The sequence below is a fragment of the Arthrobacter sp. LAR12-1-1.1 genome (assembly GCF_040676555.1).
GTDB lineage: Bacteria > Actinomycetota > Actinomycetes > Actinomycetales > Micrococcaceae > Arthrobacter.
The window spans coordinates 86,550-109,704 of record NZ_JBEGIG010000034.1; the positions used below are offsets into that span (position 1 = coordinate 86,550).

General features: G+C 67.6%; 21 protein-coding genes. All 21 read left to right on the forward strand.

Going from position 1 to position 23,155, the window contains the following annotated elements:
- The first annotated feature begins 18 nt into the window (after positions 1–18).
- The 21 genes from MRBLAR12_RS16580 to MRBLAR12_RS16680 all read left to right on the forward strand — a co-directional run bounded on the left by MRBLAR12_RS16580 (position 19) and on the right by MRBLAR12_RS16680 (position 23,039).
- Positions 19–1,152 (forward strand): mannose-1-phosphate guanylyltransferase, encoded by a 1,134-nt coding sequence (locus MRBLAR12_RS16580; protein ID WP_229992907.1) that lies wholly within the window; start codon positions 19–21, stop codon positions 1,150–1,152.
- A gap of 98 nt (positions 1,153–1,250) precedes the next feature.
- Positions 1,251–2,450, forward strand: coding sequence for an amidohydrolase (locus MRBLAR12_RS16585; RefSeq protein WP_229992906.1), 1,200 nt, complete (start codon positions 1,251–1,253; stop codon positions 2,448–2,450).
- A gap of 239 nt (positions 2,451–2,689) precedes the next feature.
- On the forward strand, positions 2,690–3,154 hold the full coding sequence (locus tag MRBLAR12_RS16590) for a MarR family winged helix-turn-helix transcriptional regulator (protein WP_229992905.1): 465 nt from the start codon (positions 2,690–2,692) through the stop codon (positions 3,152–3,154).
- An 83-nt stretch (positions 3,155–3,237) separates the two neighbouring features.
- Entirely contained in the window at positions 3,238–3,669 is a 432-nt protein-coding gene (locus MRBLAR12_RS16595) for an organic hydroperoxide resistance protein (RefSeq protein ID WP_229992904.1), read from the forward strand.
- Positions 3,666–4,697, forward strand: a complete 1,032-nt coding sequence (locus MRBLAR12_RS16600) for an NADP-dependent oxidoreductase (RefSeq protein ID WP_229992903.1) — start codon at positions 3,666–3,668, stop codon at positions 4,695–4,697. The genes MRBLAR12_RS16595 and MRBLAR12_RS16600 overlap by 4 nt, the downstream gene beginning before the upstream one ends.
- A 367-nt stretch (positions 4,698–5,064) precedes the next feature.
- Positions 5,065–6,171, forward strand: coding sequence for a BMP family lipoprotein (locus tag MRBLAR12_RS16605; RefSeq protein ID WP_414645524.1), 1,107 nt, complete (start codon positions 5,065–5,067; stop codon positions 6,169–6,171).
- 163 nt (positions 6,172–6,334) lie between these two features.
- Positions 6,335–8,014 carry an ABC transporter ATP-binding protein gene (locus MRBLAR12_RS16610; RefSeq protein ID WP_229992902.1) on the forward strand — a complete coding sequence of 560 codons (1,680 nt, stop codon included), beginning with the start codon at positions 6,335–6,337 and terminating at the stop codon, positions 8,012–8,014.
- The gene (locus tag MRBLAR12_RS16615; protein WP_229992901.1) at positions 8,007–9,407 is read left to right on the forward strand and encodes an ABC transporter permease; all 1,401 of its coding nucleotides are present in this window, start codon (positions 8,007–8,009) and stop codon (positions 9,405–9,407) included. Before MRBLAR12_RS16610 ends, MRBLAR12_RS16615 begins: the two co-directional genes overlap by 8 nt.
- Positions 9,404–10,720 (forward strand): ABC transporter permease, encoded by a 1,317-nt coding sequence (locus MRBLAR12_RS16620; protein ID WP_364747205.1) that lies wholly within the window; start codon positions 9,404–9,406, stop codon positions 10,718–10,720. The genes MRBLAR12_RS16615 and MRBLAR12_RS16620 overlap by 4 nt, the downstream gene beginning before the upstream one ends.
- A 2-nt stretch (positions 10,721–10,722) precedes the next feature.
- Entirely contained in the window at positions 10,723–11,127 is a 405-nt protein-coding gene (locus MRBLAR12_RS16625) for a cytidine deaminase (RefSeq protein ID WP_028277348.1), read from the forward strand.
- Entirely contained in the window at positions 11,124–12,455 is a 1,332-nt protein-coding gene (locus MRBLAR12_RS16630; RefSeq protein ID WP_364747207.1) for a thymidine phosphorylase, read from the forward strand. Before MRBLAR12_RS16625 ends, MRBLAR12_RS16630 begins: the two co-directional genes overlap by 4 nt.
- A 122-nt stretch (positions 12,456–12,577) precedes the next feature.
- Complete coding sequence (locus tag MRBLAR12_RS16635) at positions 12,578–13,213, forward strand: DedA family protein (RefSeq protein WP_229992897.1); 636 nt, start codon at positions 12,578–12,580, stop codon at positions 13,211–13,213.
- Between the two features lie 168 nt (positions 13,214–13,381).
- Entirely contained in the window at positions 13,382–14,101 is a 720-nt protein-coding gene (locus MRBLAR12_RS16640; RefSeq protein WP_229992896.1) for a DedA family protein, read from the forward strand.
- Between the two features lie 32 nt (positions 14,102–14,133).
- Positions 14,134–15,285 carry an adenosine deaminase gene (locus MRBLAR12_RS16645; RefSeq protein WP_364747209.1) on the forward strand — a complete coding sequence of 384 codons (1,152 nt, stop codon included), beginning with the start codon at positions 14,134–14,136 and terminating at the stop codon, positions 15,283–15,285.
- 64 nt (positions 15,286–15,349) lie between these two features.
- Entirely contained in the window at positions 15,350–15,934 is a 585-nt protein-coding gene (locus tag MRBLAR12_RS16650; RefSeq protein WP_364747509.1) for a MazG nucleotide pyrophosphohydrolase domain-containing protein, read from the forward strand.
- Between the two features lie 185 nt (positions 15,935–16,119).
- Positions 16,120–17,400, forward strand: coding sequence for a phosphopyruvate hydratase (eno, locus tag MRBLAR12_RS16655; protein WP_104172754.1), 1,281 nt, complete (start codon positions 16,120–16,122; stop codon positions 17,398–17,400).
- A gap of 86 nt (positions 17,401–17,486) precedes the next feature.
- The gene (locus MRBLAR12_RS16660) at positions 17,487–18,260 is read left to right on the forward strand and encodes an FtsB family cell division protein (protein WP_229992894.1); all 774 of its coding nucleotides are present in this window, start codon (positions 17,487–17,489) and stop codon (positions 18,258–18,260) included.
- A gap of 165 nt (positions 18,261–18,425) precedes the next feature.
- Positions 18,426–19,097 carry a DUF501 domain-containing protein gene (locus MRBLAR12_RS16665; protein WP_229992935.1) on the forward strand — a complete coding sequence of 224 codons (672 nt, stop codon included), beginning with the start codon at positions 18,426–18,428 and terminating at the stop codon, positions 19,095–19,097.
- On the forward strand, positions 19,094–20,077 hold the full coding sequence (locus MRBLAR12_RS16670; protein ID WP_229992893.1) for a Ppx/GppA phosphatase family protein: 984 nt from the start codon (positions 19,094–19,096) through the stop codon (positions 20,075–20,077). Before MRBLAR12_RS16665 ends, MRBLAR12_RS16670 begins: the two co-directional genes overlap by 4 nt.
- A gap of 65 nt (positions 20,078–20,142) precedes the next feature.
- A complete protein-coding gene (locus tag MRBLAR12_RS16675; protein ID WP_229992892.1) occupies positions 20,143–21,537 on the forward strand; it encodes a S8 family serine peptidase in 1,395 nt (464 codons plus the stop codon).
- Positions 21,538–21,575: 38 nt separating this feature from the next.
- Complete coding sequence (locus tag MRBLAR12_RS16680; protein WP_229992891.1) at positions 21,576–23,039, forward strand: NAD(P)/FAD-dependent oxidoreductase; 1,464 nt, start codon at positions 21,576–21,578, stop codon at positions 23,037–23,039.
- Positions 23,040–23,155 lie beyond the last annotated feature (116 nt).

Sequence of the window (23,155 nt, forward strand, 5' to 3'; positions counted from 1 at the left end):
TCGGCTAAAGTAGCGGTGATGACTACAGACAAAGTGACAAGCCAGGATTCACCGTTGGACCGTTTTATTGCGGTTATTCCGGCGGGCGGGGTGGGGACCCGTCTCTGGCCCCTGTCGCGGGCAGCAGCCCCGAAATTCCTTCACGACCTGACCGGTTCGGGCAGCACCTTGCTGCGCGCGACCTATGACCGCCTCCAGCCCGTCGCCGGCAAGCACGTGCTGGTGGTGACCGGCGCCGCCCACAGGGCAGCCGTCTGCCGCCAGCTGCCCGAGGTCCTGGACTCCAACCTTGTCCTGGAAAGCGAACCCAAGGACTCCGGTGCCGCGATCGGCCTCGCCGCGGCCATCCTGCATGAGCGGGACCCGGACATCATCATGGGTTCGTTCGCTGCGGACCAGGTCATCAGCCCCGATGACCTCTTCCAGGACGCCGTCCGTGAGGCCGTCTACACCGCCGCCGCGGGAAAGATCGTCACCATCGGCATCAAGCCGACCCATCCCTCCACCGGATTCGGCTACATCCGCTCCGGCGCGAACCTCAACATCCCGGACGCTCCCAGCGCGCAGTCAGTGGTGGAGTTCGTGGAGAAGCCCAGCGAGGAAGTGGCCCAGCAGTACGTCGACAGCGGGGAATATGTCTGGAACGCGGGCATGTTCGTGGCGCCGGTCTCGCTGATGCTCAAGCACCTCGAGGCCAACCAGCCCGAGCTCTTCGCCGGACTCCAGGAAATCGCCAAGGCCTGGGACACCCCGGAGCGCGACGCCGTCACGGCCCGGGTGTGGCCCACCCTGCCCAAGATCGCCATTGACTACGCCGTCGCCGAACCGGCCGCCGCCGCCGGTGACGTCGCCGTGGTGCCCGGAACGTTCCTCTGGGACGACGTCGGAGACTTCGCCTCCGTAGGCCGGCTCAACAGCGCCAAGGAAGTCGACGAGGTCACGGTACTGGGCGAGGGCGCACGCGTTTTCACCGAGAACGCCAGTGGCGTGGTGGTCTCCGATACCAAGCGCGTCATCGCGTTGATCGGCATCAAGGACGTCGTGATCGTTGACACCCCGGATGCCCTGCTGGTCACCACGAAGGAACACTCGCAGCGGGTCAAGCAGGCCGTGGATGCCATCAAGGCCAAGGGCGACACCGACGTCCTGTAGGCAGATTGGAGCGGGTCAGGGGTTGTGCAAATGTTCAGCAATCCGTAACGCGCCGTACCCGATGCCGCTATTCATTGTCCGCTCGCTAGAGTTATTCCGTGCGCAACTACTCGACTGAAGCTGAGCCCACGACTCTCGTGGGGCCGTGGCTGGAGCCCCTCCTGCCGGAGCTGATCGCTTTCCGCCGCGACCTCCATGCGCACCCGGAACTTTCGTTCAAGGAGTTCCGCACCACCGACAAGCTGGCGAAACGGCTTGAGGAAGCCGGGCTCAAACCCCGCCGCCTCGAGGGCACGGGCCTGACGGTCGACGTCGGACAGGGTCCCATCGCCACCGCCCTGCGCGGGGACATCGACGCCCTGCCGATCATCGAGGAAACGGGCCTCGAGTTCGCCTCGAAGAACCACGGCGTGACCCACGCCTGCGGCCACGACGTCCACACCACCACCATGCTCGGCATCGCGCTGGTCCTGCAGCGCATGCATGAGCAGTCCCCGCTGCGGGGAACGGTCCGGATAATCTTCCAGCCGGCCGAGGAAACCATGCCCGGCGGCGCCACCTCCTGCATCGAGCAGGGCGTCCTGGAAGGCGTGCCGCGGATCCTGGCACTGCACTGCGATCCCCGGATCGAGATCGGCAAGATCGGCACCCGGATCGGGGCCATCACCTCCGCCTCGGACACCATCAAGATTGAACTCTCCGGCCGCGGCGGCCACACCTCCCGCCCCCACCTGACCGAGGAACTGGTCTTCGCCCTGGCACAGATCGCGGTCAATGTTCCCGCCGTGCTCTCGCGCCGTGTCGATGTCCGCAGCGGCGTGTCCGTGGTCTGGGGCCAGATCTCCGCCGGCTCGGCCCCGAACGCCATCCCCGGCAGCGGCTACATGGCCGGCACCATGCGGTGCCTGGACCGCGAGGCCTGGCACGACGCCGGCGAGCTGCTCGATGACATCATCCGGCAAGTCGCCGAGCCCTACGGCGTCGACGTCCACCTGGAACATACCCGCGGTGTGCCGCCGGTGGTCAACTCCGAGCACGAGACGGCGCTGATCGAGGCGGCGGCCCGCGCCGAAATCGGCGAGGGCGCCGTGGTCCTGACACCGCAGTCCATGGGCGGGGAAGACTTCGCCTGGTTCCTGGCCGACACCCCCGGTGCCATGATGCGCCTGGGCACCAAGACTCCGGGCGGGGAAGAGTATGACCTCCACCGCGGCGACTACATCGTCGACGAGCGGGCGCTCGGCCTCGGCATCCAGGTGCTCACCGCGGCGGCCTTGCGCACCATCCGCGACCTCTAACTACAGTCCCGGCACCTGGCCCCGACTCTCCCTGCACCGGCACCGCACCTGCCGCGCTGAGTTTCCCCACCTTTGCCAGCACGACGCCGGGACGCGCCGGCGTTGCGGGCCGACGCGCCGTCGGAGCCCGGCGAAGATGGGGAGATTCAGCGGCCGCGGCAGCTTCTGGGGTCAGCCGGCCATGTTCGGTTGTGCACAACTAAATTGTGTACAACTCAATTGTGCGATATGGTGAATCCATGACCACGCCAGAAGAGGCCCGCCCTGCCAGCCCGGAAGCGCTCCGCCTGAACCGGCAGGTGTGCTTCGCGATGTACTCGGCCTCGCGCGCCGCCACGGCCGCCTACCGGCCCATGCTGGAGGAACTCGGCCTGACCTACCCGCAGTACCTCGCCATGCTGGTGCTCTGGGAGGCGGAGCCGCGCAGCGTCCGCGAGCTGGGGGAGGAGCTCGGACTCGACTCCGGCACGCTGTCGCCGCTGCTCAAGCGGCTCGAAGCGCTCGGCCTCGTCCAGCGCCGCCGGTCCGCCGAGGACGAGCGCCGCGTGGAGATCTTCCTCACCGAAACCGGCGCCGCCCTGAGCGCCAGGGCCAGCGGCATCCCGCAGCGCCTGGCGGACGCCGCCGGGCTCACCGCCGCGGAACTGGACCAGCTCCGCGAAACGCTGGGCCGGCTGGCCAGCGCACTCCACGCCTCCCGCTAAGCCCCTTCCCCTAAACCCTTTCCCTGAAGCCTTCCCCCGGGCCATTGCCCACCACGACTTACCGCCCACAGAACGGAAACCCCATGAAGACCCTTTACACAGCCGAGGCACTGGCCTCAGGCGAAGGCCGCGACGGCACCGCCGTCAGCAAGGACGGTAAGCTCAGCGTCACCCTCGCCAGCCCGGTGGAACTCGGTGGCGACGGCGCCGGAACCAATCCCGAACAGCTCTTTGCCGCCGGCTATGCCGCGTGCTTCCACTCCGCCCTGCGCCTCGTGGGACGCAAGGAACGCGCCGACCTGACGGACTCCGCCGTCGCCGCCAAAATCCACTTCGGCGCCCTCGCAGACGGTGCCGGATACGGCCTGGCCGCAGAGCTCGAGATCGCCCTGCCCGCCGTGGACCGGCAGACCGCCGAGGCCCTGGTGGCCAAAGCCCACCAGATCTGCCCCTACTCCAACGCCACCCGCGGCAACATCACTGTCGACATCACCATCCTGGAGGTAGCCGCATGAGCGCCAAAACCGAAACTCTCACCCTTCCCGCCACCACCCGCGAGATCCAGCTGGCGTCCCGTCCGCACGGCCGCCCCGTGCCGGAGAACTTCCGCCTCGCCCAGTCTCCGCTGCCCGAGCTGCAGGACGGCCAGGTTCTGGTCCGCAACCTCTACATCTCGGTCGACCCGTACATGCGCGGCCGCATGAACGACGTCAAGTCCTACTCCGCGCCGTTCGCGCTGGACAAGGCGCTCGACGGCGGCGCCGTCGGCGAAGTCATCGCATCCCGCGCCGACGGGCGCGCTGTCGGCGATACTGTCGTGCACAGCCTCGGCTGGCGTGAATACGCCGTCGTCGATGCCGCGGCCACCACCCTGGCGCGCACCGATCTGGCCCCGGCATCCGCGTTCCTCGGAGCCCTCGGCATGACCGGCCTGACCGCCTACGCGGGACTGCTGAAGGTCGCAGAATTCAAGCCCGGCGACGCCGTCTTCGTCTCGGGCGCCGCCGGCGCGGTCGGCTCGCTCGTGGGGCAGATCGCCAGGGCCATGGGAGCGTCCCGGGTCATCGGCAGCGCCGGCTCGCCGGAAAAGGTGGCACGGCTGCTCGAACTCGGCTTCGATGCTGCGTTCAACTATCACGATGGCCCGGTTGCGGAACAGCTCGCCGCGGCCGCGGGTGAGCGCGGGATCGACGTCTACTTCGACAACGTCGGCGGCGAGCACCTGGAAGCAGCCTTGTCCACGCTCACCGTCGGCGGCCGGGTGGCCATGTGCGGGGCGATTGCCCAGTACAACGCGACCGAACCCACGCCCGCGCCGCGGAACCTCATGCAGGCGATCGGCAAACAGCTGACACTCAAGGGCTTCCTGGTGGGCGGCTACTGGCAGCACATGGCCGAGTTCGTCGAGATCATGTCCGCCTGGCTCGCCGATGGAACGGTCCGCTACGACGAGACCGTGGTGGACGGCCTGGACAACGCCCCGCAGGCCTTTATGGACCTGCTCGACGGCGCCAACACTGGCAAGATGCTGGTGCGGCTCTAACACGGCGCCGGCGCATCACCAGAAACCGCCTGCCGGACACGTGGACGCCTCCGGCGCCAGTTTCCGCTTCGACGCCTCCGGCGCCAGTTCCTGCGGGGACCGGCGCCGGAGGCGTTTGCGCGCCCTCGCTGGCAGGAGGGCCGGCTACGGACCCCGGCTACCCCTAGGTAACAAGTTCTCAACAATCTGGGTAATTGCCGTGAAGTCTGCTACGTGCACGTGGCGCAGGCCACTAAAGTAGCTTCCATCAGTGCGCCTCGGCGCAGTGCTGCGAATCCATCAGTGACAACAGAGATCAGCGGAACACCGCAGACAGACACTCATTGAACTTCCGTCGTAGCGCCTACTCTTTCTTCCTGGAGGAAAATTGAAGAACTCTCTGCGTGCCACCTTCAAGCGCGGATCAATGGCCGGCGTCGCCACCGCCGGCGCGGCTGCACTCCTGCTGACCGGCTGCGGGGCCGCCCCGGAGGCCAGCACCGCCACCAACACGGCCAGCAACTTCAAGGGCTGCATCGTGTCCGACTCGGGTGGATTCGACGACCAGTCGTTCAACCAGTCTTCCTACGAGGGCCTGAAGAAGGCCGAGAAGGATCTTGGCATCCAGACGGCCGAGGCCGAGTCCAAGACCAACAACGACTTCGAGCCCAACCTGCGCGCCATGGTCTCCGCCGGCTGCAACCTGACCATCACGGTCGGCTTCCTGCTCGGCGACGCCACGAAGGCCCAGGCCACCGCGAACCCGGACAAGCACTTCGCCATCATCGACTTCGGCTACGAAACCCCGGTCGCCAACGTCAAGCCGATCATCTACGACACGGCCCAGGCCGCGTTCCTGGCCGGCTACCTCGCGGCAGGCACCACGAAGACCGGAACGGTAGCCACCTTCGGCGGCATCAAGATCCCCACGGTCACCATCTTCATGGACGGCTACGCCGACGGCGTGAAGTACTACAACGAGAAGAAGGGCAAGGACGTCAAGGTCCTTGGCTGGGACAAGGCCAAGCAGGACGGCTCCTTCACCGGTGACTTCGAAAAGCAGGACAAGGGCAAGCAGTTCACCCAGAACTTCCTGGACCAGGGCGCCGACATCGTCATGCCCGTCGCCGGTCCGGTCGGCAAGGGTGCGGGCGCGGCCCTGCAGGAGGCCAAGGCAGCAGGCAAGGACGTCAAGCTCATCTGGGTTGACTCCGACGGCTTCCTCACGGCACCGGATTACAAGGACATCATGCTCTCCTCCGTCATGAAGCAGATGGGCGAGGCCGTCGAGACGGTGGTCAAGCAGGACAAGGACGGCCAGTTCACCAACAAGCCGTACATTGGCACCCTCGCGAACGACGGCGTCCAGCTGGCTCCGTTCCACGACATGGATGCCCAGGTCCCGGCCGAACTGAAGTCCGAGCTGGACCAGATCAAGAAGGACATCGCCGACGGCAAGCTGAAGGTTGAATCTGCAGCCAGCCCCAAGGCCTAACTTCCTCCGCTAAGCGCCACGGCCCGTCCGGTCACCACCGCACGGGCTGTGGCGCTTTTCGTTGCGGCCCGCTCGCCTCACACCGCAGGCACTAAGCTGGTGCTGCAGCCCCCACTACGCGTCCGGATCAAGCCTTCCGGACATCTCGAGATTGGTCAGAGTTTTGAAACTTGAACTCAAGGGCATTACAAAACGCTTCGGCTCCCTGGTAGCCAACGATCACATCGATGTGGTTGTTGAACCCGGGCAGATTCACTGTCTGCTCGGCGAGAACGGCGCTGGCAAGTCCACGCTGATGAACGTCCTGTACGGACTGTACGAGCCCACAGAGGGCGAAATCCTGATCGACGACAAACCGGTCACCTTCCGCGGCCCCGGCGACGCGATGGCGGCCGGGATCGGCATGGTGCACCAGCACTTCATGCTGGTCCCGGTCTTTACCGTCGCTGAGAATGTCGCGCTGGGAGCGGAGACCACCAAAACCGGCGGATTCCTGGACCTCGAGGACACACGCCGGAAGATCCGGGAGATCTCGGACCGGTACGGCTTCGACGTCGACCCCGACGCGCTGATCGAAGACCTCCCCGTGGGCGTGCAGCAGCGCGTCGAAATCATCAAGGCACTGGTCCGCGACGCCAAGGTGCTCATCCTCGATGAGCCGACGGCCGTGCTGACCCCGCAGGACACCGATGAGCTGCTGGACATCATGCGCCAGCTCAAGAGCCACGGCACCTCCATCGTCTTCATTTCCCACAAGCTGCGCGAGGTGAAAGCCGTTTCGGACACCATCACCGTCATCCGGCGCGGCAAGGTGGTGGGCACGGCCGATCCCGGCGCCTCGACCACCGAGTTGGCGTCCATGATGGTGGGCCGGGCTGTGAGCCTGACCCTGGACAAGGCTCCTGCCAATCCGCAGGAGACCACGTTCGAGGTCAAGGACCTCACCGTCATCGCACCCAGCGGCCAGCATGTTGTGGACGGCATCAGCTTCGGGATCGCCCGCGGCGAGATCCTCGCCGTCGCCGGCGTCCAGGGCAACGGCCAGACCGAATTGACCGAGGCCATCCTCGGCCTGCAGGAGAGGGTCCACGGCTCGATCACCCTCGACGGTGAAGAACTCCTGGGCAGCAGCGTCAAGGACGTCCTCAATGCCGGCGTCGGATTCGTGCCGGAAGACCGTTCACTCGACGGGCTGATTGGCACGTTCTCCATCGCTGAGAACCTGATCCTGGACCGGTACGACCGCGCGCCGTTCGCCAAGGGCATCAGCATGAGCCCGGCCAAGGTCCTGGAGAACGCCAAGACCCGGATCGAAGAATTCGACGTCCGCACGCCGTCCGGCATGCTCGCGGCCGGCACCCTCTCGGGCGGCAACCAGCAGAAGGTCGTCATGGCCCGGGAGCTCTCCCGGCCGCTGCGGCTGTTCATCGCCTCCCAGCCCACCCGCGGCGTGGACGTGGGCTCCATCGAGTTCCTGCACAAGCGGATCGTCGCGGAGCGGGACCACGGCACGCCTGTCATGATCGTCTCCACCGAACTGGACGAGGTGATTGAACTCGCCGACCGGATCGCCGTGCTGTACAAGGGCAGGCTGGTCGGGATCGTCCCGGCCGGCACCGGGCGCGACGTCCTGGGCCTGATGATGGCCGGGGTTTCCCCGGACGAAGCCCAGGCCGACGCCGCAGGCAAGCACGCGGCTCCATCCCTCTCTGAAAACCCGGCCGGGAACGCAGCAGAAAACCCGGCAGAAAACCCGGCCGAAACCCCAGCAACGAACCCGGCGCCCGCCGCCCCGTCCGTGCAGGAGCCCCGCTCCGGCGCCGTAGGAGACCCCCATGAGTGAGAACACCGAGCCTCGGCCCGCCGCCGCACCGGACCCCGACCGGCTTCCGGCCGCCCAGACCACCGCCGTGGAGCCTGAGCCGCTCGAGGACGATGCAGACTTCGTCACCTCGCTGGACACCGCGGGCGGCGCCCACCAGCCATCGGCCGTCCCGGTCTCGGCCCAGAGCGGAACCCTTCCCGGCGCCCCGGAAGAGGAATCGGTGCTACGCAAGATCTTCACCGGCAACGGCATCGTGACCATCCTGGCGGTGCTGCTGGCACTGATCCTGGGCGGTCTGCTGATCGCCATGACGGACAAGGTGGTCGGCACCACGGCCGGCTATTTCTTTGCCCGGCCCAGCGACTTCCTCGCCGCCGTCTGGTCCGCCGCCACCGAGTCCTACGTCGCCCTCTTCCAGGGCGCGGTCTATAACCCCCGCGGGACCGGAGCGGCCGGACAGTTCGCCCCCCTCATGGAGACGCTGACCATCGCCACCCCGCTGATCACGGCGGGCCTCGGCGTCGCCCTGGCCTTCCGCGCGGGCCTGTTCAACATCGGTGCGCAGGGCCAGATCATCATGGCCGGCATCCTCGCCTCGTGGGTCGGCTTCGCGCTGCACCTGCCGACCGGGCTGCACCTGCTGCTGGTGCTCGTGGCCGGCGTCATCGGCGGCGCCGTCTGGGGCGGCATCGTCGGTGTGCTCAAAGCCAGGACGGGCGCACACGAGGTCATCGTGACCATCATGTTCAACTACATCGCCCTCTATTTCCTGCGCTACCTGCTGGACACGGACTTGTTCCAGCGCCCGGGGGCGGACACACCGATATCGCCGATCGTGGACCCCAGCGCCGCGTACCCGCTGATCTTCGGCAGCCAGTACCGGCTGCACCTGGGCTTCCTGCTGGCCATCGCGGCCACCGTGTTTGTCTCATGGCTGCTGAACCGGTCCACGATCGGTTTCGAGTTCCGGGCCGTCGGGGCCAACCCCAAGGCAGCCCTGACCGCCGGCATCAACGTCTCCCGGGCCACCATCCTGGTGATGACCATCGCCGGCGGCCTGGCCGGCCTGGCCGGCGTGGCGCAGGTGGCCGGCACCGAAAAGGTCCTGACCGATGGTGTCGCGGCAACCTACGGCTTTGACGCGATCACTGTGGCGCTGCTGGGACGTTCGTCGCCGTGGGGCACCTTTGCCGCCGGCCTGCTGTTCGGAGCCTTCCGCGCAGGCGCCGTCCAGATGCAGATCCAGACCGGAACTCCGATCGACATCGTCCTCGTGGTCCAGTCGCTCATTGTGCTGTTCATCGCGGCGCCGCCGCTGGTCCGGGCGATCTTCGGACTCAACCCGCGCAAGAAGAAGGCCGCGACCGCCGGCAAAACCAAGCAGGCCGCAACCACCGGAGGTGCCGCATGAGCACAACAGCAACCTCGCCCGTCCAAGGAAAGCCCCAGCCGGAGAAGAACGGCGGGCCGGCGGTGTCCGCCAAGCCCGTGACCTGGAAGTTGCCGGTGACGCTGTCGGTACTGGCCACCCTCGCCTTCATCTTCTTCGGGCTGCTGGGTCCGCAGGGGAATGCCAAGTTCGGCGTTTCCTCCGGCGGTGACTTCTTCCAGCTCCCGGCGATCGAAGTGCCCGCATTCCTCAGCGGCATCGTGCTCTCCATGATCCTGCTGGGCCTCGCGGGCTACGCCTTGGTCCTGAAGGCAAGAAAGAACCAGCGGCCCCCGCGCTGGGTGCCGGCCGTGTTCACCGTGGTGTTCGTCGTCGCCTTCCTGATCTGGGTGGTGGGCGGCGCCCGGACCCCCAGCATTTCGCTGGCCGGCCTCATCGCCGGGTCCGTGACGCTCGCCGTGCCGATCGTCTTCGGCTCCCTCTCAGGTGTGCTGTGCGAACGCGCCGGCGTCGTTAATATCGCCATCGAAGGCCAGCTCCTGGGCGGTGCCTTCACGGCCGCGCTCGTCGCCAGCCTGACGCACAACCCCTACCTGGGCCTGCTTGCGGCGGCCGTGGCGGGCGCCCTGGTCTCCATGGTGCTGGCGCTGTTCAGCATCAAGTACGTGGTCAACCAGATCATCGTCGGCGTCGTGCTCAACGTCCTGGTCTCCGGGCTTACCGGCTTCCTGTTCAGCACCGTGATGCAGTCCGACCCGGAGAAATACAACTCGCCCGGCGAGCTGCCCAACATCGATATCCCGGTCCTGTCCGGCATCCCGGTGATCGGGCCCATCCTGTTCAAGCAGTCCGTGGTGGGCTACCTGATGTACATAGCCGTCATTGTGATCTGGATCGGGCTGTTCAAGACGAAGTGGGGCCTGCGCGTCCGTGCCGTGGGCGAGCACCCTCAGGCCGCTGACACCCTGGGCATCAAGGTCAACGCGACCCGCTTCTGGAACGTCACGATCGGCGGCGCCGTCGCCGGAATCGGCGGATCGTTCTTCACCCTCGTGGCGATCGACAGCTTCACCAAGGAAATCTCCGGCGGCCGCGGCTTCATTGCCCTCGCCGCCATGATCCTGGGCCGCTGGAACCCGATCGGGGCCTTCTTCGCCGCGCTGTTGTTCGGCTTCGCAGACAACCTGCAAAGCATCGTGACGATCATCGGCACGCCCGTGCCGAGCCAGTTCATGGCCATGCTGCCGTACGTCGTGACCGTGTTTGCCGTGGCCGGGCTCGTGGGCCGCTCCCGGCCGCCGGCCGCCGACGGCATACCTTACGTCAAGGGCTGAGAATGGACAGCACCGACGTCGACTGGGCAGCGCTCGAAGCCGCGGCAGTGTCCGCCATGAAGAACGCCTACGCGCCGTATTCGAAGTTTCCGGTGGGGGCCGCGGCCCTCACCGGGGACGGGCGGATCGTCAGCGGCTGCAACGTCGAGAACGCCAGCTACGGGCTGACCCTGTGCGCCGAGTGCGCCCTGGTGGGCAACCTGCAGATGACCGGCGGGGGACGGCTCCGCGCCTTCTACTGCGTGGACGCCGGCGGGAACGTCCTCATGCCGTGCGGGCGCTGCCGCCAGCTGCTCTACGAATTCCGGGCTCCGGATATGGAGCTCATGACCACGCAGGGAATCAAGACCATGGACCAGGTCCTTCCCGATGCCTTTGGCCCCCAACACCTGGAGGAACCCCGGTGACACAAGCGACTCAGAGCACCAGCAACACCGAAGCGTTCGACGCCGTCGACATCATCCGCATCAAGCGGGACAAGGGTGTGCTCAGCCCGGCCCAGATCGACTGGACGATCGACGCGTACACCCGCGGCGCCATCGCCGACGAACAGATGGCCGCCCTGAACATGGCCATCCTGCTCAACGGCATGGACCGGGCCGAGATCTCCCGCTGGACGGCGGCCATGATCGCCTCCGGGGAGCGGATGGACTTCTCCGGCCTGCGCAGGCCCGACGGCGGCGTAAAGGCGACGTCGGACAAGCACTCCACGGGCGGCGTCGGGGACAAGATCACCCTGCCGCTGGCGCCCCTGGTAGCGGTCTTCGGCGTGGCAGTGCCGCAGCTCTCGGGCCGCGGCCTCGGCCACACAGGCGGCACTTTGGACAAGCTCGAGGCCATCCCGGGCTGGCGGGCGGCCCTGAGCAATGAGGAAATGATGGCCCAGCTCCAGGACGTCGGCGCGGTCATTTGCGCGGCCGGCGCGGGACTGGCCCCGGCGGACAAGAAGCTCTACGCGCTCCGCGACGTCACCGGGACCGTGGAGGCCATCCCGCTGATCGCCTCCTCGATCATGAGCAAGAAGATCGCCGAAGGCACCGGCTCGCTGGTGCTCGACGTCAAGGTGGGCAGCGGCGCGTTCATGAAGGACGAGGCCCGCGCCCGCGAACTGGCCGAGACCATGGTGGCGCTGGGCAAGGACGCCGGCGTCAACACGGTGGCCCTGCTCACCAACATGAACACCCCCCTGGGCCTCACCGCGGGCAACGCGATCGAGGTTCAGGAATCCGTCGAGGTCCTCGCCGGGGGAGGCCCGGACGACGTCGTCGAACTCACCGTCCGGCTCGCGGAGGAAATGCTGGCGTGCGCGGGCGTCCGCGACGCCGATCCCCGGGCCGCGCTCCGGGACGGCCGGGCCATGGATGTCTGGAACCGGATGATCGAGGCGCAGGGCGGGGACCCGCGCGCCAAGCTCCCGGTCGCCAAGGAATCCGAGGTCATCTACGCTCCGGCCGACGGCGTCCTGGTGGAGCTCGACGCGATGGCCGTCGGCGTCGCGGCCTGGCGGCTCGGCGCCGGACGCGCCCGCAAGGAGGACCGGGTCCAGGCCGGGGCCGGGGTGCGGATGCACGCCAAGCCCGGCGCCACGGTCAGGGCGGGCGAACCGCTCATGACCCTCCTGACGGACACCCCGGAGAAGTTCGAGCGCGCCAAGGAAGCGCTCGAACACGCCGCCGTGATCGCACCCGAGGGCTCCCGGCCGGCCCAGAAGCTCATCATCGACCGCATCGCCTAACCCCGTTGCCCTATCACTTATGGTCCCCAAACCCCCGGGTTAGCCGCCATAAGTGATAGGGCAACCGCTGACCCGGCCGGTACACTGTGGATCTATCTGGCCCCGCCGCGCGTTAGGAAGCTGTGCAGGCAATCAACGACTTCATCCTCGCCGCTGCAGGGCAACCCTGGGTCCTCGTCCTGGTTTTCGCCTGCTGCGTGATCGACGGCTTCTTTCCGCCGATCCCGAGCGAGTCGGTGGTGGTGGGCCTGGCTGCAGTTGCCGCCACGGCCGATGTTCCCAATCCGGCGCTCCTGATCGCCACGGCCGCCGCCGGTGCATTCCTGGGCGACAACATCGCTTACGTGCTCGGCCGCCGCGTAGGAACCCGGCGCTGGGCATGGATGCGCGGCCCCCGCACGCAGGCCGCCTTCCGCTGGGCCGGACGGGAACTGCGGAAACGGCCTGCCTCACTGATCCTCGTGGCGCGCTTCGTCCCGATCGGACGGGTGGCCGTCAACCTGACCGCCGGCGCCACGCACTACCCGCGGAGCAGATTCGTCAGCCTGACGATCCTCTCGGCGCTGCTGTGGGCCGTCTACTCGGTGGGGATCGGCCTGTTTGTTGGCCCCTGGTTTGAGAAAAACCACGTGCTGGGCGCGGCCATGGCGATCATCTGCGCCATCGTTCTGGGCATCGTCCTGGACCGCGTGATCAGTAAGGTGCGCGGCCGTACCCCGGAGCAATCGACGCGTTCCGTTCCACCCGCCGAGTCCTAGGCGGATTGGCCCCGCCCATGGGACACTTAGGAGCGATTTGCGTCACGTTTGTTGGCCGCCCTTCGTCCAAGGTTCCGTCCAAAGTTCTGTCCAAGGTTCCACCTACTGTCATCGCATGTACGGTACGGCTTAGTTGTCCGTTCCCAGTCATCAAGGAGCACCGCCCGCATGGAGTTCATTAACGAGGCCGTGCTCCATGCCGCTGGCCAGTGGTGGATCTACCCCCTCTTGCTGGTTTTCTTCTTCGTGGACGGCTTCGCGATGGTGGTCCCCAGCGAGACCCTCATCGTTGCCCTTGCGGCGTATTCCGTGCACAGCGGCCAGCCCAATCTGTGGATTCTCGGCCTCACAGCGCTGGTTGGGGCCATCGCCGGCGACAACATGGCATACATGCTCGGCCGCAAAATTGGCCTCGAGCGGTTCCGCTGGATGCGCAAACCGAAGGTCCAAAAAGTCTTCGGCTGGGCACACTACGAACTCGAAAAGCGCGGCGCCGTCCTGATTTTCACCGCCAGGTACATCCCGTGGGGCCGTGTCGCCGTCAACTACGTGGCGGGCACGACGGCGTTCCCGCACCGGAGATTCTTCCTCCTGGACGCCTTCGCGTGCTTGACGTGGGTGGCCTACTCGATCGGCATCGGCGTCCTGGCCAGTTCCTTCCCGTGGCTGCATCACAACCCGCTGCTTAGCGCGGGGATCGCGGTGGTGTTCGCGATCGTCCTCGGTGTCCTCATTGACCATCTCCTGCGCTGGTGGCACAAGCGCCTCGGCCGCCACGACGCCGAGGTCGTGGACGAATGGCTCGACGGCGGGCCCACACACGAACCCGCCTCCGCCGTTCCTGCACCGATGACCGCCTCCGGGGATGCCGAGGCCACCAGAAAGTAGCGTCCCGCGCGCTCCGACCCTATGGTTGGAACGTGACTGAGACTATTCCTGACGCTGCCCCTGACCTCGAATTCGACCTGAAGGGCCTTCCCAAGGTTTCCCTTCACGACCACTTGGATGGCGGACTCCGCCCGGCCACCATCATTGAACTCGCGGAGGCCGCCAGCCACACGCTGCCCTCCACGGACCCCGTCGCCCTGGGGGAGTGGTTCCGCGAATCCGCCGACTCCGGCTCCCTGGTCCGTTACCTCGAGACCTTCGACCACACCATCGCCGTGATGCAGACCAAGGAAGGCCTGTTCCGCGTCGCGAAGGAATTCGTCGAAGACCTGGCCGACGACGGCGTCGTGTACGGCGAAGTGCGCTGGGCCCCCGAACAGCACCTGCAGAAGGGCCTGAACCTGGACGAAGTGGTCGAGGCCGTGCAGGCAGGTCTCGAAGCCGGCGTGGACGCCGTGGCCGAGACCGGCCGTGACATCCAGGTGGGCCAGCTCATCACCGCCATGCGCCACGCCGACCGCGGCCAGGAGATCGCCGAACTGGCTGTCCGCCACCGCAACAACGGCGCCGTCGGCTTCGACATCGCCGGTGCCGAGGACGGCTTCCTGCCGTCCCGTTTCAAGGACGCCTTCACCTACCTGGCCCAGCACAACTTCCCGGCCACCGTCCACGCCGGCGAAGCAGCCGGCCTGGAAAGCATCCAGTCGGCGCTTGTCGACGGCCGGGCCCTGCGCCTGGGCCACGGCGTGCGGATCGCTGAAGACGTCACGATCGAATTCGAAGAGGACGAAGACGCCGGGGGCGACGAAGTCAACGACACCATCGGCATGGTGACCCTGGGCGAGCTGGCCAGCTGGGTCCGCGACCGCGGCATCGCCCTGGAAATCTGCCCGTCCTCGAACCTGCAGACCGGCGCCATCGCCGGCTTCGGCGAGGGCATCGAAAGCCACCCGCTGGACATGCTCTACCAGCTGGGCTTCAACGTCACCATCAACACCGACAACCGGCTCATGAGCGGCGTCACGCTGACCGACGAGTTCGAGCTCCTCGTGGAGACGTTCGATTACGACCTCGACGACCTGCTGGAACTGACGCTGAACGCAGCCGAGGCCGCCTTCCTCCCGCTCGAGGAGAAGGAAGCACTGGTGGAATACATCAACGAGGCCTACGCCGACCTTGGCTAACGAGGACAACGCCGTGGGCGCGCTGGTCGATTGCATTAGCGAGCTGCGCGCCCACTGCCCCTGGATGGGTGCCCTTACCCACGAATCCCTTGTGGAGTACCTCCTGGAGGAGGCCTATGAGGTCGCGGAGACCATCGAGACGGCCGGCGGCGACGCCGAACTGAAGTCCGAGCTGGGCGATGTGCTGCTTCAGGTGGTCCTGCACGCCCGGCTCGCCGAGGAACGCGGCGCCTTTGACCTCGACGACGTCGCCCGCGCACTGATGGCCAAGATGATCCGGCGCAACCCGCACGTCTTCAGGCCCGACGGCTCGCTGCAGGATTCCTTCCCGGCAACGGTGGAGGAGATCGTCCTGAAATGGGATGCCGTCAAGAAGGCCGAGAAACCCGAACACGGCCACGTCTTCGACGGCGTTCCCGCCGCGCTGCCGGCCCTTGCCCGGGCCCAAAAGCTCCTGGACCGGGCCGAACGCGCGAACCTGACGACGGCCGCGGGCGGCGCCGCCGTCGAGATCCCGGCCACCGAGACGGAACTCGGCGACCTGCTGTTCGGGATCGTGGCGGGTGCCCGGGCCGGCGGGCTCGACGCCGAGCGCGCCCTCCGCGGAGCCCTCCGCCGTTTCCAGGACAGCAACGGCTCAAGGCCGTAGGCACAGCAGCGCCGGCACCATAGCGCCGGCATCATGACGTCCGGGGTTTGGATAGGTTTCCGTAACCTCCGCCACTCTCGACTACGCTAGTAGCGACGGCGACGTCGGCTTTTCATACTTGGTGTACAGCCAGAGTCCAAGCAGTCAGATTCCCTGCAGATCGCTTCACCCAAAGGAGCATATCCATGGCGCTTATCGATGCCATCCACGCCCGCGAGATCCTCGATTCCCGTGGCAACCCGACCGTAGAAGTTGAAGTACTGCTCTCGGACGGCCAGATCGGCCGCGCAGCAGTTCCCTCCGGCGCTTCCACCGGCGAGCACGAGGCCGTAGAACTCCGTGACGGCGACAAGGGCCGCTACCTCGGCAAGGGCGTCCAGAAGGCGGTCGACGCGGTCATCGACCAGATCGCCCCGGCCCTGACCGGTTTCGACGCGACCGACCAGCGCAGCATCGACCAGGCCATGATCGACCTCGATGGCACCGCCAACAAGGGCAAGCTCGGCGCCAACGCCATCCTGGGTGTCTCCCTGGCCGTGGCCAACGCTGCCGCCGCCTCCGCAGACCTGCCGCTGTACAAGTACCTCGGCGGGCCCAACGCGCACGTCCTGCCCGTGCCGCTGATGAACATCCTCAACGGCGGCTCGCACGCCGACTCCGACGTGGACATCCAGGAATTCATGATTGTCCCGATCGGCGCCGAGACCTTCTCCGAGGGCCTGCGCTGGGGTGTCGAGGTCTACCACAACCTCAAGTCCGTCCTGCAGGCCAAGGGCCTGTCCACCGGCCTGGGCGATGAGGGCGGCTTCGCGCCGAACCTGCCGTCCAACCGTGCCGCACTGGACCTGATCCAGGAAGCCATCAAGAACGCCGGCTACACCCCGGGCAAGGACATCGCCCTGGCCCTGGACGTCGCCTCCTCCGAGTTCTTCAAGGACGGCGCCTACCAGTTCGAAGGCAAGGCACTTTCCGCCACCGAGATGAGCGCCTACTACGCCGAGCTCGTGGCCGACTACCCGCTGGTTTCCATCGAGGACCCGCTGGACGAGAACGACTGGGAAGGCTGGAAGACCCTCACCGACTCCATCGGCGACAAGGTCCAGCTCGTGGGCGATGACCTCTTCGTCACCAACCCGGCGATCCTGCAGCGCGGCATCGACACCAAGACCGCGAACTCGCTGCTCGTCAAGGTCAACCAGATCGGCTCCCTGACCGAGACGCTGGACGCCGTGTCACTGGCCCAGCGCGCCGGTTACACCACCATCACCTCGCACCGCTCCGGCGAAACCGAGGACACCACCATTGCTGACATCTCCGTTGCCACCAACGCGGGACAGATCAAGACCGGTGCCCCGGCCCGCTCCGAGCGCGTTGCCAAGTACAACCAGCTGCTGCGCATCGAAGAGGAACTCGACGACGCCGCACGGTACGCCGGACGCAGCGCCTTCCCGCGTTTCAAGGGCTAGTTAGCCGCGAAAACCGGTAACCGGTGGCTATGGTTGAAAGACCATGGCCACCGGTTCTGTTTTTGGTCCGCTTTTGAAGGAGTGACATGGCTACCCGACGCCCCAATGTTCCCCGGGCTACGCCTGCGGCCGCCAAACCCGCGGGCACAGGCTTGGGGGCGGCAGACGACGGCGGCGAAGTCATCCAGGCGGACTTTGGCGGCTCCCGCAGCGCCGCTCCGACGCCGGCCGCGCCCTCCGGCGCTTCGCCTGCCTCTCCACGTGCGGCTGCCCCCGCAGCGGGCAAGGCAGCCGCCAACGGTTCCGGCGCCGCAGCTCCCGCCGCCGGCAAACGCCGGCCTGCAGCAGCACCTGGAACAACACCAGCAGCATCCGCCGCGAAACCGGCAACCCGGCCGGCACCCGGGAAGGCTGGCGGCAAGGCCACGGGCCGGACAGCCGCAGGGGGTGCGGACGAATCCCTCGACCCGGTGCCCGCCAAGGCGTTCTCGGGCCGGCTGCTTGCGCTCGGCGTCGTGATGATTGCCATCACCATCCTGCTGGCCCCCACGGTCAAGATCTTCCTCGACAAACGCGCCGAAATCGCGGCGCTGCAGGCCGACATCGCGGCCAAGCAAACCAAGCAGGAGGACCTCAAACGCCAGGTTTCGCGGTGGCAGGATCCCAACTACGTGAAACAGCAGGCCCGCGACCGCATTAACATGGTTATGCCCGGAGAGACGGGCTACTGGGTATTCGGCAGCGATCTTCCTGCCGCACAGTCCAGTGGCACGGCGGGTGCAGCATCAGCACAAGACCCGGCCAACCTGCCGTGGGTGGACTCCCTCTGGGAGTCCATCAGGCGATCGGCAACAGACTAGAAGCGGCGCCCGCCGCCGGGATTGTCCCGCGGACAATCCGGAACAGGGCAGGAAGGTGCCACTCCCGTGGACGAGAACCGAGTGGACCAGAACCGAACGGACGAGAACGACGGCGCCCCGACGTCGGCGCCACGGCACAGGGCAAGCGTCCCGGAGGCCTCCCGCGTGCCGTCGCCGCACGACCTCGAGGTCCTGAGCCGCCAGCTGGGCCGGCCCGTGCGCGACGTCGTCGAAATCCCGGCCCGCTGCGTCTGCGGTAACCCGCTCGTGGCTGCCACCTCGCCGCGGCTCAGCAACGGTACGCCGTTCCCCACCACGTTCTACCTCACGCACCCGGTGATCACCTCGGCGGTATCGCGGCTGGAGGCCGCCGGGCTGATGAACGAAATGAACGACCGGCTCGCCGCGGACACCGGGCTCGCGGACCGGTACCGTGCCGCCCACGAGGCATACCTGGTCTCCCGTGCCGAGATCGGCGCGCGCTCCGGCATCGGTGCCGTTCCGGAAATCGACGGCGTCTCGGCCGGCGGAATGCCGACGCGCGTCAAATGCCTTCACGTCCTCGTGGGGCACTCGCTGGCCGCGGGCCCGGGAGTGAACCCGCTCGGGGACGAGTCGATCGCCGCCATCGCCGAATGGTGGACCGTGGACCGCTGCTACTGCGACGGCGCCTGGGACACCGGCGGCGAGGCCCCGTCCCGGGACCTCAGCCGCCATGGTCCGCAAGGCCTGCCGGAGATCGTGGGCCGGCCCGCGCCGGTCCGCAAGTCCCGCGGCGCCGCCGACGCCGGCGCTGCTGAGAATGCCGGCGCCGCCGGCACGGGGGAGTCCAGATGACCCGGGTCGCGGCCATCGACTGCGGCACCAACTCGATCCGCCTACTCATCGCAGATGCGAACGCAGATGCGAACCCAGATGCTGGCGCAGGCGGCGCAACCGGGCAGCCCACACCGCGGCTGACCGACATCGTGCGGGAAATGCGCGTGGTCCGGCTGGGCCAGGGCGTGGACTCTACGGGTGAACTGGCCCAGGAAGCGCTTGAGCGCACCTTCGCCGCGACCCGGGACTACGCCGCCCTCATCCGCGAGCACGGCGCAGCCAAAGTGCGCTTCGTGGCCACCTCCGCCACCCGCGATGCCAGCAACCGGCAGGTCTTCGTCGACGGCATCCGCGCCATCCTCGGCGTCGAGCCCGAGGTGATCACCGGAGACGAGGAAGCCGCGCTGTCCTTCGCCGGCGCCAGCAGCGTCCTGCCCTCCCGCGGGGAGGACCCCGTGCTGGTGGTCGACCTCGGCGGCGGAAGCACGGAGTTTGTGCTGGGCGACGCCGGCGGCGTCATCGCCGCCCGCTCGGTCGACGTCGGCTGCGTCCGGATGACCGAACGGCACCTGCGCAGCGATCCGCCCACGCCGGAGCAGATCGCAGCGGCCGAGGCCGACGTCGACGCCGCCATCAGCGAGGCGGCACGGACCGTTCCGCTGGAACGCGCCACCGTCGTCGTCGGCGTGGCCGGTTCCGTCACCACCATCACGGCGCACGCGCTGCGCCTGCCGGAGTATTCGCCGGCCGCGATCCACGGCACCGAACTGGACCTGGACGCGGTCCGGAAGGCATGCACCGAGCTGCTCGAAATGACCCGGGAGGAGCGGGCCGCGCTGCCGTACATGCACCCAGGGCGGGTGGATGTGATCGGCGCCGGCGGCCTCGTTTGGCGGCGGATCCTGCAACGCCTGGCCGATGTCACGGGCGGGCGCATCACCACGGCCGTGAGCAGTGAACACGATATTCTTGACGGAATTGCCCTCAGCATCCGATGATCCCGCCCCAGCAGTTGTGCCTCCGCGCGCGCCTTGCCGCTGGTGCATCCGCCGATAGGACCTGAATGACCAGAGCAACAGCCCGGCGCCGCCGGACCGCCTCCGCGTTGATGGCCTTGGCCCTTGCCGGCGGAGCGTCTACGGCGGCGCTGACCTTGGCCGCGCCCGCCTACGCCGACTCCTGGCGGGATAAGGAATACTGGCTCGCCGAGTCCGGCATCACCAAAGCCTGGGACGTATCCAAGGGAGCCGGCGTCAAAGTCGCCGTGATTGACAGCGGCATCGACGGCCAGCATCTGGACCTCGCTGGCGTGCTTGCCGGCGGCACCGACATCTCCGGCGCCGGCAATCCCAACGGCCAGGCGAGCATCGGGGCCAAACCCGAACACGGCACCTTAGTGGCCACCATGCTCGCCGGGCGCGGGCATCAGGCGCCCGACGCGACCGCCAAACCAACTGCCAGCGCCGCACCCGGGGCTGTAGTTGGCCCGGACGGGATCGTCGGCGTCGCCCCGGAAGCCCAGCTGCTGTCCGTTTCCACCTGGCTGGGTTCCGCCAACCCGGGCGGCAAGAGCGACCAGGACCAGATCCCGGAGGCAGTGCGCTGGGCGGTCGACAACGGCGCCCGCGTCATCAACATCTCCCTCGGCAGCACGTCACCGGAATGGCCGCAGAGCTGGGACGCGGCCTTCCTCTACGCCGAACAGAAGGACGTCGTGATCGTCGCCGCCGCGGGCAACCGCGTGGGCGGCAACGTCCAGGTCGGCGCGCCGGCCACGATTCCCGGCGTCCTGACGGTCGCCGGTCTGGACCGCGCCGGCGCGGCCAGTATCGACTCCTCCTCCCAGGGCATCAGCATCGGCGTCGCCGCTCCCGCCGAGGACCTGGCCGGCGGCATGCCCGGCGGCGGCTATGCCGAGTGGGCGGGCACCTCCGGGGCCACACCCATCGTTTCCGGCGTCGCTGCCCTGATCCGCTCCAAATGGCCCGAAATGTCCGCGAGCCAGGTCATCAACAGGATCGTGAGCACGGCCAAGGACGCCGGGGCGCCCGGGAAGGATCCGCTTTACGGCTTCGGGGTGCTGAACGCCGAGGCCGCCCTCAAGGCCGATGTCCCGGAAACCAAGGTCAATCCGCTGGGGTCGATTTCGGACTGGATCCGCGTCCACCGGCGGGGAAACCTCGCCACGACAGCACCGGCGGCGGCGGCCGCGCCCTCCAGCGCTGTCCCCACCCTGCCCGAGGCGACCGTGCCGGTCGCGGAGAAGCCGTCCCAGCTGAACAGCGCCCTGCCGGCCGTCGTCGTCCTGGGCTTCGGCTGCCTGCTCGTGGGAATCGTAGTGGCCGCTGCCGTCCAGTTGCGGGCCGCCATGCGAACGCCGCCGAAGCGCGGGCCCGGTGGTCCGGCCAAGGCCGAACCCGGGGCCGCCAACCCGGTGGACTCCAGCAACCCGTCGTAGTTAGTGAAGGTTTTCACAAACTACTGTATTCTTGACGCATGGCATCCTCCCTTCAGCTCCAGGACCGTCCCCGGGTACTCGTCGTCGGCGGCGGGTACGTCGGCCTGTATGTAGCCCTTAAACTTCAGAAAAAGATCGCGAATGCTGGTGGCATTGTCACCCTCGTGGATCCGCTGCCCTACATGACCTACCAGCCCTTCCTGCCGGAAGTTGCCGGCGGCAACATCGAGGCGCGCCACGCAGTCGTCTCGCACCGCCAGCACCTGAAGCAGACGGAGCTCATCCAGGGCCGCGTCACCTCAATCGACCACGCCAACCGCACGGCAGTGGTCGCACCCTCCGACGGCGGCGACACCTTCGAGGTGCCGTACTTCGACGTCGTCCTGGCCGCCGGCGCCATCACCCGCACGTTCCCCATCAAGGGCCTCGCGGAAAAGGGCATCGGCCTGAAGACCATCGAAGAGGCTGTCGCCCTGCGCAACAAGGTTCTCGAGCGCATCGAGACCGGCTCCCTCATGACGGACCCCGTTGAGCGCGCCCGCGCCCTGACGTTCGTCGTCGTCGGCGGCGGCTTCGCCGGCATCGAGTGCATCACCGAAATGGAAGACCTCGCCCGCGCCGCGGTCAAGAACAACCCGCGCGTCAAGCAGGAGGAAGTCCGCTTCGTCCTGGTCGAGGCCATGGGCCGCATCATGCCCGAGGTCACGGCACCGCAGGCCGTATGGGTGGTCGAACACCTCCGCAGCCGCGGCATCGAGGTCCTGCTGAACACCTCCCTCGACAACGCCGAGGGTTCCCTGAAGCTCATCAACCTCCCGGACAAGAGCCCGGCCCAGGAATTCGAGACTGACACCCTGGTCTGGACTGCCGGCGTGCAGGCCAACCCGATGGTCCGCTCCACCGACTTCCCGCTCGAGCCGCGCGGCCGCGTCCGCGTCCTGGCCGACCTGCGCATCGCAGGCGACGAGGGCATCATCGACAACGCCTGGGCTGCCGGCGATGTCGCTGCCGTCCCCGACCTCACGGGCAGCGGCCTGCCGGACGGCACCTGCGTGCCGAACGCCCAGCACGCCCTGCGCCAGTCCAAGCGCCTGGCCAAGAACCTGTGGGCCTCCCGCTGGGACAAGCCGCTCAAGGACTACAAGCACAAGAACCTCGGCGCCGTCGCCGGCTTCGGCGAATGGAAGGGCGTGGCCAACATCAACCTGGTTGGCCGCATCGGCCTCAAGGGCCCGCTGGCCTGGCTGGCACACCGTGGCTACCACGGCATGGCCATCCCCACCGTGGAGCGCAAGATCCGCGTGATCTCCGGCTGGCTGTGGGCCTTCTTCCTGGGCCGCGACACCACGCAGCTGATGGACCTGGACAACCCGCGCGGCGCCTTCGTGGCCGCAGCGACGCCGGCCCCGAAGCCGGCCGCTGCTCCGGAACCCGCCAAGGCCGAAGCCAAGCCTGAAGCCAAAAACGACACCAAGGAAGCTGTTCCGGCCGACTCCAAGTAGCCTGATCCGAGCTTTCGGCGGCGGCTGTTCCCCTCCGGGGGAGCAGCCGCCGTTTTCGTTGCCGGAAGCCGCGGGGGCGCCGGGAAGGGGCAGGTGCGCAGGGCCCCGCGCCTAGA